The sequence below is a fragment of the Kocuria cellulosilytica genome (assembly GCF_040981245.1).
In the GTDB taxonomy this organism is placed as follows: domain Bacteria; phylum Actinomycetota; class Actinomycetes; order Actinomycetales; family Micrococcaceae; genus Kocuria; species Kocuria cellulosilytica.
Map to the genome: position 1 here is coordinate 343,098 of NZ_JAVFWZ010000002.1, position 12,691 is coordinate 355,788.

Below are 12,691 nucleotides of genomic sequence, written 5' to 3' on the forward strand. Positions count from 1 at the left end.
GGGACGGGCGGGGCTGGACGGGCCGGGCGGGGCTCAGCGCCGGGCGTGGTCGTCCCGCTCCGCGAGCCCGGCCATCATCTCGTTGTAGGCCTTGAGCTCGGCGTCGTCCGTGCGGTCGGCCCTGCGGTCCGCACGGCGGTTCTCCTTCGTGCCCTCGATCGCCCACATGATCGCGACGACGACGGCGACGACGACGGTGGGGAACTCGCCGATCCCCCACATGAGGGCCCCGCCGAGCTGCTGGTCCTCGATCGCGCTGCGCCCCCAGTCCCGGCCGGTGTTGCCGAACCAGGAGGCCTGCAGGAGCGTGTCGGAGCCCATCAGGGCCACCCCCACGAAGGCGTGGTAGACCATCGTGGCCAGCAGCAGGACCAGCCGCATCATGTGGCCGGGGCGGTGCGGGATGGGGTCCGTGCCGATCAGCACGAGCATGAACAGGTATCCGGTGATCAGGAAGTGCACGACCATGAACACGTGCCCCACGTGGTAGTGCAGCGTGAAGTGGAACAGCGGGGTGAAGTAGAAGACCACGATGGAGCCGGCGAAGTTCACGGCGGCGAAGATCGGGTGGGTCACGACCTTGCCGAACCCGGAGTGCACGAGCCGCAGGATCCACTCGCGGGGCCCGCGGGTGCCGTCCGGGCGGGACTCCAGGGCCTTGAGCAGCAGGGTGACCGGCGAGCCCAGGACCAGGAAGATCGGCACCACCATGGTCAGGGTCATGTGCTCGACCATGTGCGCGGAGAACAGGACCCGGCCGTAGACGGCGAAGCCGCCCGAGGTGATGTAGAACAGCACCCCGAGCCCGGTGAGCCACGAGAGGGTGCGCAGCACGGACCAGGAGTCCCGGCGCCGGCGCACGCGCACGAACGCCCACAGGTAGACGACCGCGAGGAACACGCAGACCGCGAGCCACAGCCAGTCGATGCGCCACGTGGTGAACCAGGACGCCGCGGTGGGCTCGGGCGGCAGCTCGTACCAGGTGAGGATCAGCGCCGGGGACGCGTCCGGGGCCAGTTCCTCGGGCACCGGCGGGGCCGTCCGGGACAGGGCCACCGCGACGCCCATGACGGCGCCCATGACCAGCAGCTCGCCCAGCACCAGCTGCCAGACCGCGCGGCGGGCGGTGAGCCGGCCGGCCTCGAGCGCGGGGACCAGCCAGCGGCGGTGGGCGAGGCCGGCGAGGCCCAGCCCCAGCGTCAGGACGGCCTTGACGAGCACGAGCCATCCGTAGCCGCTGAAGAGCTGGTCCCAGGAGCCGATGCGCACCGCGGCGTTGACCGTGCCGGAGAGCAGCACGAGGAGGAAGGCGCCGAGGGCGACCGCGGAGAACCGGCGCAGCACCACGGCCGCGATCGGCGCGCGGTGCCGCGCCCCGGCCGGCGCGCGGCCGCGGGCGGCGCCCTCGGGCAGCGTCCCGGTGCCGGCGCCAGGGGCGCTGAGCTGCGGGGACAGCCAGGCGAGCACCACGAGGCCTCCCGTCCACAGCCCCGCGCCCAGCAGGTGCAGGCCCAGGGAGTTGACGGCGCCCATGTGGTCGTTGCCGCCGGCAGAGTGCCCGTTGAGGGCCATCGCCACGAGGGCGGCGCAGGACAGGGCGAGGGTCAGCAGCAGCCCGAGCAGCGCCCGGACCCCGAAGACCAGGGTGGTCACGACGGCGGCGACCACGACGATCGCCGCCTGGGCCTGCCCCGTGGGGATGTCCGTGGCGTAGTGCAGCAGCTGCTGGGTGTAGGTTCCGTCCCCGCCCACGGGCACGCCCGCGACGTCGGAGTAGGACAGGACGAGCACGGCCACCGCGGCCACGGTCCAGACCACGGCCGCGGCCTCGGCGAGGCGCAGGGTGGCGCCGAAGAGCGGGTGCTCCGGGGCCGGGGCCCGGTCCCGGCCGCCCCGGCGGCGCCCGTCCCGGGTGGGGGGCACGATCCCCACCGCGAACAGCAGCGCGCCCATGACCACCACGAGCGCACTGTTGTGCACGAGCTCGGCGGCGGGCAGCCCCCAGCGGACCAGCGCCCCGGGGTCGGCCGCGAGCCGGGCCGCGCCCGACCCGGTCCACAGCATCGCCAGGACGAGCGCCGTGAGGGCCACGACGGGCACGGCCGCGAGCCACCAGGGGTCGATCCCCCGGCCGCCCGGCCGGGCGGCGGTGCCGTGGTCGGCGCGCTCGGCCGTCCTCGAACTCATGGTCAGTCTCCTTCATCCGCCCCACGACGACGGGGCGGCACCTCTCCATTGTCCCCCTCCGGGCGCGCCGGCCCGTGCGCGTGTGCCGGAGCCCACACGGGCGGACCTCAGCCCTCGAACAGCACGTCCCCCACGAACCCGCCCTCGGCGCAGCCCGGGGGCACGGCGAAGACCGCCGAGCCGATCGGCGTGGTCCAGGCGTTGAGCATGTCGAGCTCGTCGAGCCGGCGCTGGATCGGGACGAACTGGCGGTCCACGTCCGAGCAGTACGCCGCGAAGACCATGCCCGCGTCGCTGATGCCGCCGGCGCTCGCGCCCCGGGGCCGCGCGCCCGGGGCGTCCGCGACGGGCAGGTCGTAGTTGTAGACCCGCCGGTGGATCCGCTCCAGCGGGTCCTCCGGGCGCGAGCGGCGCACGTGGGCGTAGTCCGCGATGACGGGGAAGCCCAGGGGTCCCCGTGCGGCGAGGTCGGGCTCGTCGTGCTCGGCGCCGCCGGTCAGCGGGGCGCCGTCGCCGAGGCGCCGGCCCACGGCGTCCTCCCGGGCCGGGGTGTCCGCCTCGTCCCAGGCGTCCAGGTCCATGGCGATCCGGCGGACGACCAGGGCCGTGCCGTCCTGGATCCACGGCGTGCAGCCGCCGTGGCCGTGGACCACCCGCTCGTACTCCTCGGTGCCGCCCCGGGGGTTGACGGTGCCGTCCACCTGGCCGAAGAGGTTGCGCATGCTCTGCCCGTCGGGGACCGAGCCCACGGTGTGCCGGAACCCGTGCTGCACCCAGCGCACGGCGGCGAAGGAGCGGGAGGCCTTGAGGAGCACCCGCTGGGCGTGCGAGACGGTGAGCCTGTCGTCGGCGCAGATCTGCAGCAGCAGGTCGCCGTCGCTCCAGCGCTCCTCGAGCCGGTCGATCGAGAACGCCGGCAGGGGCCGCAGCCAGGCCGGCGCGCGGTCCGGGGCGACCAGCCCGAGCAGCCGCGGCCCGAAGCCGAGGGTGACCGTGAGCCGCGCCGGGTTCGCGGCGAGCCACGGCTCCTGGTCGGCGACCGGCGCCCGGCCCCGGGTCAGGGCGGCGGCGTCCTCCGAGAGCACCCGCAGCAGGCGCCGCACCGCGTCCCGGGAGGTGTCCCGGTGCAGGTCCAGCGCCACGAACGCGGCGAAGGCCTGCGGCGCGGTGGCCACCCCGGCCTGCCGGGGACCGTGGAAGGGCTCCGTGGCCTGCCCGTGCCCTCGCTGCGCCTGCCGGGGCGCCTCCTGCGGCGCCGGGGCGAGGGCCCCGGCGCGGCGGGCCGACTCCAGGCCCAGGGCCGAGGCGGCGCCCACGCCGGCGGCGCCGCCCGCCACGAGCAGGCGCCGCCGGTTCATGGCACGGGCCTCACCCACGGCAGCCCTCCGGTTCCGCCCCGGCCTCGGCGGACGGCCCCGTGCCCTCCCCGGCCGCGTGGTCCCCGCCGTGGTCCCCACCGTGGCCGTCGTCCTGGCCGTCGTCCTGGCCCTCCCGGCCCCCGGCCCCCGGGTCGTACTCCTCCTGGGCGCCGGCGTAGTCGCGGACGGCCGCGGTGACCGTCTGCTCCGTCCCGTCCTCGAAGCGCAGGACGAGCTCGAGCTCGTCCCCGGCGCGGAGGTCGCACCGCAGGTCCAGGAGCATGAGGTGGTCCGCCCCGGGCTCCAGGGCGTAGGACGCGCCCGGGTCGATGGCGACCGGGTCCTGCATCCGCTGCATGACGGTGCTGCCGGTGTCGGGGTCGAGCACGGTCTCGTGCAGCTCGACAGCCCCGGCGATCCCCTCGGCGGCCGCGCCGGTGAGCACGACCGGGGAGTCGCCCTCGTTGACGAGGGTGCCGAAGACCCCGGTCATGGCTCCGGCGGGGTTCGCCTTCGCCCAGGCACGCTCCACGGTGAGCGGTCCGCGCGCGGCGGTGTGCCCGGCGTCCTGCGGGGACGGGGCGCCGGAGGCGGACGCCGCCGCGGCGGCGGGGGCGGCCTCCGGGGCCGGGGACGCGCACCCCGTGAGCGCGACGGCGCCGAGGGCGAGGACGGTGGTGGTGCGCAGCAGTGCGGTGGGCACGGTGCCGGGCACGGAGATGGGCATGGCGATGGGCATGGTTGCTCCTGGCAGTGCGGGAAGAAGGGTGTGCCGCGGCGGCCGCGGGGCGCGGCGGACGCCCGGCGGCGGCCGGCGGATCGGACGGTGGGGACCCGGGACGGTTCCCGGGCGGTTCAGCCCCTGCGGCGCCGGCGGGAGACGAGGCTCACGAGGCCGAGCACGCCGAGGGCCACGGCCCCGCCGGCGACGGCGACGACCCACAGCGGGACGTCCCCGGACGTGGCGCGGTCCGTGGCGTCCTCGGCGCGCTGGGCGGGGTCCTCCACCGGGGCGGTCGGGTCCGCCGTGGGCTCGTCGCCCGAGCCGACGTCGTAGCTGAAGGTCCCCTCGATGGGGTGCCCGTCGCTGGAGACGACGCGCCAGACCACGCGGTAGGTCTCGTCCTCCGCCCCGGACCCGGACAGCGGCTGGACCACCCGGTTGCCCTCCGGCTCGAGCGGGCCGTCCGTCACGGAGCGCCCCTCCGAGTCGGTGACCAGGACCTGGTGGCCGATGTCCATGACCTCCCCGGAGAAGGTGAGCTCGAGCTCCTCCGGCGCGGTGGCGAGCACGGAGCCGGGCTCGGGCGAGACGGCGGTGAGCTCGTCGTGCGCGGAGGCGGGCAGGACGGTCAGTGCGGTGAGGGCGCCTGCGGCCAGCAGGGCCGCGGTGCGTCGGGTGGTGGGCGTGGGCATGGGGTCTCCTCGGGGGCCGGGCGGCGGTGGGCCGGGGCCGCCGGACCGGGACGGCCGGGCGGCGTGCGTAAGCCGTCGGACCTCCCGCCGCGGCCCGTGGCCCGGGCGGCGCCCCGCGGCCGGCCGGCTCAGCCGGCGGGCAGCGCGGCGGGTCCCGGGAGGAGGACCGGCAGCAGGGGGCGACGGCGGGCGCGCGGCGGCCCGCGGTGGGAGCGCACCGGGCGCAGCAGCGACTGGTCGGTCAGCACGTGCGGGCGCCCCGCCCGCACGGCACGCGGCCGGACGACGACCACGGGAGCCGTCAGGGCCTGCCGCAGGCGGCGCACCCGCAGCCGCAGCGCCTCCAGCATGACCACGGCCGCGACCTCGCCGTGGCGCATGAGCACGTAGGCGGCCAGCGCGGCCAGCACGTGGGCGACGACCATGACGGCACCACCGTGCTCGGCGTGGGACTGGACCTCCAGCACGAGGGCGGGACCTGCCCCGGGCGGGCCGGCGGCGGCCCCGTGGTGCGCGGAGTGCTGGGCGGCGTGGGCCACCGTGCTGACGCCGCCGGAGGCCGCGAACAGGGTGTGCAGGACGGACTGGCTGAGCAGCACGCCCAGCAGCAGGAGGGACCGGGAGAGCACCCGGCCGGCCAGCGCCATGCACAGCGGCCCGGACAGGGCCAGGGACAGGAGCACGAGCACCGCGGGCGGGGCCTGCCCGCCGGCGGCCGCGTGGGAGAGCGCGGCGGCGGAGGTGGCGACGGACGCTCCGGCCCAGCCTCGGGCGAGGCGCCGTGCACGTGGGCTCACGCCTCCACCTCCCGTCTCGTCGCCGGCCGCTCGGACCGGTGCCCCCATTATGCGCGTCCGCCCCGGCGCCGGACCAATCGCGGGACCGGGAGCGCGACGCGGCCCGCGCAGGGCCCGGACACGCCGAAGGGGCGGCCCCCGTGCGGGGGCCGCCCCTTCGGACGAAGCCGTGGGACGAGGTCCGGAGCGGACCCGCGGGTGTCCTTACTTCTTGGACACGGCCGCCTTGAGCTTGGAACCAGCGGTCAGCTTGACGCCGTGGCCGGCCGGGATCTCGATGGTCTCGCCGGTCTGCGGGTTGCGGCCCGTGCGGGCGGCACGGTCGGTGCGCTCGACGGCCAGCCAGCCCGGGATGGTGATCTTCTCACCGGCGGAGACGGACTCCTCGAAGACCTGGAACATCGCGTCCAGGACGCCGTTGACGGCGGCGTTGGTGGTCCCGGCCTTCTCGGCGACCTCTGCGACGAGTTCACTGCGGTTCTTAGCCATGTTCATGTCCTCCTGGACTTGGGGTCGTGGGGAAGCGCGGCACGGGGGACCGATCGCGCTCCTGCGTCAGAAATTACCAGCTGGACTTGGAGATGCCGGGCAGTTCGCCGCGGTGAGCCATGTCGCGGAAACGGACGCGGGAGATGCCGAACTTCTGGAGGGTGCCGCGGGGGCGGCCGTCGATCTGGTCGCGGTTGCGCAGCCGGACCGGGGAGGCGTCGCGGGGCAGCTTCTGCAGGCCCAGGCGGGCCTCCTCGCGGGCCTCGTCGGTGGCGTTCTCGTCGACGAGGGTCTTCTTCAGCTCGGCACGCTTCGCGGCGTAGCGCTCGACGACGACCTTGCGCTGCTCGTTCTTGGCGATCTTGGACTTCTTGGCCATGGATTCAGCGCTCCTCGCGGAAATCGACGTGCTTGCGGACGACCGGGTCGTACTTCTTGAGCACCATGCGGTCCGGGTCGTTGCGGCGGTTCTTGCGGGTCACGTAGGTGAAACCGGTGCCGGCGGTGGACTTCAGCTTGATGATGGGACGAACGTCCTTGTCCTTGGCCATGCTAGATCTTCTCCCCACGTGCGATCATGTCGGTCACGACGGCGTCGATGCCGCGGGCGTCGATGACCTTGATGCCCTTGGCGCTGACGTTGAGCGTCACGCTGCGGCGCAGCGACGGCACCCAGTAGCGCTTCTTCTGGATGTTCGGGTCGAACCGGCGCTTGGTACGGCGGTGCGAGTGCGAAATGCTGTGCCCAAAGCCCGGCTGAGCTCCGGTCACCTGGCAGTGCGCTGCCATAGTGTTCTCCTCCAATGTTGACGAAATGACGGCACGCAGTGGGTGCCGCAGATGATCACTCAGCTGCGGCAACGGGCGTCCCGCCACCTTCAGAATTGCCACCGTTCGCCAACCGGGCCCTCTCGTAAGGCCCGCGGCCGGAACCGGCGAAGGCCTCGCCACGATGAAGACGGTGAAGATCAAGGTGCCGGAAGGTGGACTCCACCACACGACAGCCTTGAAGTCTAGGCCCGGACGGACTTCCCCGCAACCTGACGTCAGGTGTGACCAGCTTCGGGTCAGTCTACCGGCTCCCCCGACCCCCGCAAACCGGGGGACGGCCCGCTCAGCCGCGCCGGACGGGGGCCGACGCCCCGTCGCGGGGCGCGGGACCGGCGGGGAGCACCGGACGCGGGTGCAGCGTGGTGTACCCGGGGTGGCGTGCGGCGACCGCGTCCCCGGAGGAGGTGCCGCGGACCCGCCGCGCGAGCCAGGGCAGGAGGTACTCGCGGGCCCAGTGCAGGTCCTCCTTCAGCACGCCCGGGCTCGCGGTGACGGGCAGCCGCTCCGTGGGCGGCAGCTCCAGGGCGTGCTCCACGCCCAGCAGCTCGAGCACCCCGGCGGCCACGCGGGTGTGCCCCGCGGTCGACATGTGCAGCCGGTCCACCGCCCAGTAGCGCCAGTCCTGCAGGACGCGCATCCGCCAGTAGTCGAGGACCAGGCACCCGTGCCGGTCCGCGATCTCCCGGACGTGCTCGTTGTAGAGCGCCTGCCGGGGGCGGGTCCAGGACGTGGGGGCGTCCCGGCCGGGGTCGAAGGCCGTGAACAGCACCACCTGGGCGCCGGAGGCCCGCAGCCGGGCGACCGCCGGCTCGTAGACCTCCATGAGGGCGTCCACGTCCGCCCGCGGGCGCAGCAGGTCGTTGCCCCCGGCGTAGAGGCTCACCAGGGTCGGCTCCAGGGCCAGGCACGGCTCCAGCTGCTCGGCCACGATCCCGCGCAGCAGCCGCCCCCGGACCGCGAGGTTCGCGTAGCGGGTGTCCGGGTGGGCGGCGGTCAGCTGCTCGGCCACGAGGTCGGCCCAGCCGCGCACCCCGTTGGGGCGCGCGGGGTCGGGGTCGCCCACGCCCTCGGTCATGGAGTCGCCGAGGGCCACGTAGCGGATGGGCGGGGCGAGCGGCACGGCGGCCGGGCGGGGCGTCGTCGGCTCCGTCATGCGGGGTGCTCTCCGTTCGGGGAACTGGGCGGGGTGCGGGCGGGGTCCGGTCAGGGCGCCGTGCGGTCGGTGTGCTGCGGCTGCTCGGGCTCCCCGACCGACCGGAAGCGGGACCGGTTGCCGAGCGCCTCGTTGACCGCGCGCACCAGGGAGTTCGCCCGGGCGTTGTCCGGCAGCTGCTCGATCAGCACCGGGTTGCCCGCGTGGTCGGCCAGGGGAACGCGCCAGTTGGGGTACTCGTCGTTCGTGCCCGGCTGGTTCTGCATCCGGCGCTCCCCGACGGCGTCCACGAGGGAGACGTTGAACAGCAGGGCCGGGGACTGGGCGAGGTAGCGGTGCAGCGCCTCGACCCGGCCCTGCTCGTCCGTGGCGTCCCCGTCGGGGAGCAGTCCGTCCGCGGCGACGGCCGCGAAGAACGTGTCCAGCTGACGGCGGGCCTCCGCCCGCTCCTCCTCGACGGGCCGTGCCAGCAGGCCGAGCTCCTGGCGCACGTCCACCTGCACGCCCTGCAGGAAGCCCGCGGTGGGCGGGAAGTCGTGCGTGCTGACCGAGGCCATGCTCAGCTCCCGGTACCGCGCCGGCGGGAGCGGCTCGTCGCCGTCCACCTCGAACCACAGGATCGACGTCCCCAGCACGCCGCGCTCCGCGAGGTACTCCCGCACCCAGGGCTCGAGGGTGCCGAGGTCCTCCCCGACCACCACGGCCCCGGCGAGCTCCGCCTCGAGGGCGAGGATGCCGACCATCGCCTCGTGGTCGTAGTAGACGTAGGCGCCCTCCGAGGCCTCCTGGCCGTCCGGGATCCACCACAGCCGGAACAGGCCCAGGACGTGGTCCACCCGGATGCCGCCGGCGTGCCGGAAGATCGTGCGCAGCATGTCCCGCCAGGGCAGGTAGCCGGCCTCGGCCAGGCGCTCGGGGTGCCACGGGGGCTGGGACCAGTTCTGGCCCTTCTGGTTGTACATGTCCGCGGGCGCGCCCACGCTGACGCCGGAGGCCAGCACGTCCTGCAGCGTCCACGCGTCGGCGCCCTGCTTGTGCACGCCCACGGCGAGGTCGTGGATCACGCCGATGTCCATCCCGGCCAGGTGCGCCGCGCGCTGGGCGGCCTCGAGCTGCTCGTCCAGCAGCCACTGCATCCACACGTGGAAGTCGATCCTGCGGGACAGCCGGGTCCGGGCCTCGACCGCGTACGGGGCGTCCGGGCCCGCGGCGACGTCGTCCCACTCGGGGGCGTCCTCGCCGAGCTCCTCGCGCAGCGCGCACCAGAGCCCGAAGTCCTGCAGGCCCTGCCCGCCCTCGGCCACGAACCGGCGCAGCTGCTGCTGGCGGTGCGGGGAGCGGCGGACGGTGAACAGCAGCTCGAGGCTCTTCAGCTTGGCCGCGTACGCCTTGTCCCGGTCGATGGTGCTGGTGTCGAGATTCTCCTTGCGCTGGATCGCGGCCAGCGTGTTGACCACCTCGAGGTCGGCCGGGCGCAGGTAGGCGTACTCGGGGACCTCCGCGATGCGCAGGTAGAGGGGGTTGAAGAAGCGGCGGCTGGTCGGCAGGTACGGCGAGGGCTCCACCGGCGGGGCGGGCTCGGCGGCGTGCAGCGGGTTGACCAGCAGGTAGTCCGCCCCCTGCTCCCCCGAGATCGCGGCGAGGCTCGCGAGGTCCGAGACGTCGCCCACGCCCCACGACCGCCCGGAGGTCACCGAGTAGATCTGCGCCATGTAGCCCCAGCGGTGCCGCCCGTGCAGCCGGTCGGTGCCGGCCAGGTGCCGCGGGGTCACGGCCAGCGGCGTCGTGACCGGGCGCCCGCCGTCGACCTCGGGGCACTCGGCGCGGACCTCGTACCAGCCCACGGCGAGGCTCTCGGGCACCTCGAAGGTGGCCTGCCCGGTGAGGACGCCGTCCACGTCGCGCGGGGAGCGCCAGTTGTCGACCTGCGGGGCCGTGGTCCGTGCGCCGTCCTCCGCCACGAGGGTCACGCGCACCGTGGCGCCGTGCGGGACGTGCGCCGCGAAGCGGGTGCGCTCCCCCGCGACGGCGACGACCACGGGCGGCAGCACCCGCCGCCAGGGCGCCAGCTCCCGCTGGGCGAGGCACGCCTCGATCGCGGCGTCGTCGCCGGTGTCGGCGCCCAGCGCGTCGAGCACGGCGCGCAGCGTCGGCTCCGGGACCTCCCGCTCCTGTCCGTCGAACCCGGAGTAGGTCGTGGAGACCCGGTAGGCCTCGGCGAGCCGGCGCAGCGCGCCGTCGGTGGTGGTGGTGTCGGCCATGGCCCCCACTCTATCCATCCGCGCGGCCCGAGCCGCAGGGTGCTGACGATCCGCGCGGCTACGCCAGGGTGCGGGCGACGTCGATCACGAAGCGGTACCGCACGTCCGAGGCGACCACCCGGTCGTAGGCGGTGTCGACGTCCTCGGCGCCGATCAGCTCGATCTCGGACTCCACGCCGTGCTCCGCGCAGAAGTCGAGCATCTCCTGGGTCTGCGGGATCCCGCCGACCATCGAGCCCGTGAGCACGCGCTGGCGTGCGGCGAGAGCCATGGCCCGCACGCTGTACGGCTCGGTGGGCAGCCCCACGGAGCACAGCACGCCGTCGACCCGCAGCAGGGAGAGGTACTTCTCGATGGGCAGGTCCGCGGAGACCGTGTTGAGGATCAGGTCGAAGCGGCCCTTGTTGCGCTCGAAGGTCTCGGGGTCCTTCGTGGCCCAGTAGTCGGTCGCGCCGAACGCCAGGCCGTCCTCCTGCTTCGACAGGCTCTGGCTCAGCACGGTGACCTCGGCGCCCATGGCGGCGGCGATCTTCACGGCGACGTGGCCCAGCCCGCCCATGCCCAGGACGGCGACCCGCTGCCCGGGCCCGGCGCCCCAGCGCTTGAACGGGGCGTAGGTGGTGATCCCGGCGCACAGCAGCGGGGCGGCCCTGGCGGGGTCGAGGGCCTCGGGGACGCGCAGCACGAAGCGCTCGTCGACCACGATCGCGCCGCTGTAGCCGCCCCGGGTGGCGGTGCCGTCGGCCTGCGGCGTGTTGTAGGTGGCCGTCACGCCCTCGGTGCAGAACTGCTCCTGGCCCCCGGTGCACTGCTCGCACCGGCCGCAGGAGTCGACGAAGCAGCCCACGCCCACCGTGTCGCCGGGCGCGAAGCCGGTCACGGCCTCGCCGACGGCGCTGACGCGGCCGACGATCTCGTGCCCCGGGGTGACGGGGAAGTGCGTGCCGCCCCACTCGTCGCGCGCGGTGTGGATGTCGGAGTGGCAGATGCCGGCGTAGTGGATCTCGATCGCGACGTCCTGGGGACCGACCGGGCGGCGCTCGATCGTGGTGCGCTGGAAGCCGGAGTCGGCGGAGACGGCCTCGAGGGCGGGGACGGTGGTCATGCGGTGCTCCTGTCGTGGTGGGGAAATCTCGGTTCGGGGGGGTCGTGCGGCCCGGGAGTCGCCCGGCCGGGGGCCGTGCGGCCGGGCCCCGGCGGATGCGCTCACCAGGCGTGGGCGACGAGCTCGTAGGACCGGGCGCGCACCTCGGGGTCGTGGGCGTAGCTGTTCAGCATCAGCTCGTCGGCCCGGGTGAGCTCGACGATCTGCTCGAGGTCGGCGACCACCCGCTCGGGCGTGCCGACCGCCGAGACGGCGAGGTGCTCCTGCACCATGCCGGCCTCCGCGGCGCTGAGCTCGACGCGCTCGACCGGCGGCTGGAGCGGGCGGCGGTCGCTGCGGGCGATCCCGCGCACCAGCAGCTGGTGGGTGGTGAACTGGCGCCGCGCCTCCTCGTCGGTGTCGGCGGCGAGGACGTTCGCCGCGACCATGACGTGCGGGCGCTCGACCGTGGCGGTCGGGGCGCTCGCGTCGAAGCGCTGCCGGTACAGCGCGATGGCGTCCATGATCATGGCCGGGGCGAAGTGGGAGGCGAACGCGTAGGGCAGGCCGAGCCGGGCGGCGACCTCGGCGCCGCCCGTCGAGGAGCCGAGGATCCACAGGGGGACGTCCGTGCCCCGGGCCACGGACGCCCGGACGACCTCCTGCTCCTGGCCGCCGAACAGGCGCACCAGGCGGCGCACGTCGGCCTCGAAGGTGTCGTGGCCGGCGTGACCGCGCCGCAGCTCGAGGGCCGTGCGCATGTCGGTCCCCGGGGCCCGGCCCAGGCCCAGGTCCACGCGGCCGGGATAGAGGTTGGCGAGGGTGCCGAAGGCCTCGGCCACGGTCAGCGGCACGTGGTTGGGCAGCATGATCCCGCCGGAGCCCACGCGGAGGCGGTCCGTGGCGGCGAGCGCCTGGCCGATGAGCACCGCCGTGGCGGAGGACGCGAACGCCTCCGTGTTGTGGTGCTCGGCGTACCACAGGCGCCGGTAGCCGGACGCGTCGAGCCGGCGGGCGAGGTCCACCGCCTCGCGGAGGGCGTCCGCGGTGGAGCGCCCCTCCGAGAGGGGCACGAGGTCGAGCGCGGACAGGGGGACGCGGGGCGTGGCGGGCAC

Annotated in this window: 13 protein-coding genes; all 13 read right to left on the minus strand. The window is 74.9% G+C overall.

Translation table 11 applies throughout. The features are described 5' to 3' along the window. Positions 1-33: 33 nt before the first annotated feature. Entirely contained in the window at positions 34-2,187 is a 2,154-nt protein-coding gene (locus RCG67_RS04150; RefSeq protein ID WP_368824960.1) for a bifunctional copper resistance protein CopD/cytochrome c oxidase assembly protein, read from the minus strand. Positions 2,188-2,294: 107 nt separating this feature from the next. Continuing rightward, positions 2,295-3,563: a Dyp-type peroxidase gene (locus RCG67_RS04155; RefSeq protein ID WP_368824961.1), complete on the minus strand. Its 1,269-nt coding sequence runs from the start codon at positions 3,561-3,563 to the stop codon at positions 2,295-2,297. After that, the gene (locus RCG67_RS04160) at positions 3,556-4,284 is read right to left on the minus strand and encodes a copper chaperone PCu(A)C (protein WP_368824962.1); all 729 of its coding nucleotides are present in this window, start codon (positions 4,282-4,284) and stop codon (positions 3,556-3,558) included. The genes RCG67_RS04155 and RCG67_RS04160 overlap by 8 nt, the downstream gene beginning before the upstream one ends. A 116-nt stretch (positions 4,285-4,400) precedes the next feature. Further along, positions 4,401-4,961 carry a copper resistance CopC family protein gene (locus RCG67_RS04165; protein ID WP_368824963.1) on the minus strand — a complete coding sequence of 187 codons (561 nt, stop codon included), beginning with the start codon at positions 4,959-4,961 and terminating at the stop codon, positions 4,401-4,403. A gap of 128 nt (positions 4,962-5,089) precedes the next feature. Continuing rightward, positions 5,090-5,758 carry a hypothetical protein gene (locus RCG67_RS04170; protein WP_368824964.1) on the minus strand — a complete coding sequence of 223 codons (669 nt, stop codon included), beginning with the start codon at positions 5,756-5,758 and terminating at the stop codon, positions 5,090-5,092. A gap of 204 nt (positions 5,759-5,962) precedes the next feature. Next, complete coding sequence (locus RCG67_RS04175) at positions 5,963-6,247, minus strand: HU family DNA-binding protein (protein WP_031282576.1); 285 nt, start codon at positions 6,245-6,247, stop codon at positions 5,963-5,965. A gap of 73 nt (positions 6,248-6,320) precedes the next feature. Further along, entirely contained in the window at positions 6,321-6,626 is a 306-nt protein-coding gene (gene rpsN, locus RCG67_RS04180; RefSeq protein ID WP_058873832.1) for a 30S ribosomal protein S14, read from the minus strand. 4 nt (positions 6,627-6,630) lie between these two features. Beyond that, entirely contained in the window at positions 6,631-6,798 is a 168-nt protein-coding gene (gene rpmG / locus RCG67_RS04185; protein ID WP_017832642.1) for a 50S ribosomal protein L33, read from the minus strand. Between the two features lies 1 nt (position 6,799). Beyond that, positions 6,800-7,036, minus strand: coding sequence for a 50S ribosomal protein L28 (gene rpmB, locus RCG67_RS04190; protein WP_047804470.1), 237 nt, complete (start codon positions 7,034-7,036; stop codon positions 6,800-6,802). Positions 7,037-7,361: 325 nt separating this feature from the next. Continuing rightward, positions 7,362-8,231 carry an SGNH/GDSL hydrolase family protein gene (locus RCG67_RS04195; protein ID WP_368824965.1) on the minus strand — a complete coding sequence of 290 codons (870 nt, stop codon included), beginning with the start codon at positions 8,229-8,231 and terminating at the stop codon, positions 7,362-7,364. Positions 8,232-8,281: 50 nt separating this feature from the next. Next, a complete protein-coding gene (gene malQ, locus RCG67_RS04200) occupies positions 8,282-10,492 on the minus strand; it encodes a 4-alpha-glucanotransferase (protein WP_368824966.1) in 2,211 nt (736 codons plus the stop codon). A 58-nt stretch (positions 10,493-10,550) separates the two neighbouring features. Then, on the minus strand, positions 10,551-11,597 hold the full coding sequence (locus tag RCG67_RS04205) for an NAD(P)-dependent alcohol dehydrogenase (RefSeq protein ID WP_368824967.1): 1,047 nt from the start codon (positions 11,595-11,597) through the stop codon (positions 10,551-10,553). 101 nt (positions 11,598-11,698) lie between these two features. Further along, entirely contained in the window at positions 11,699-12,691 is a 993-nt protein-coding gene (locus RCG67_RS04210) for an LLM class flavin-dependent oxidoreductase (protein WP_368824968.1), read from the minus strand.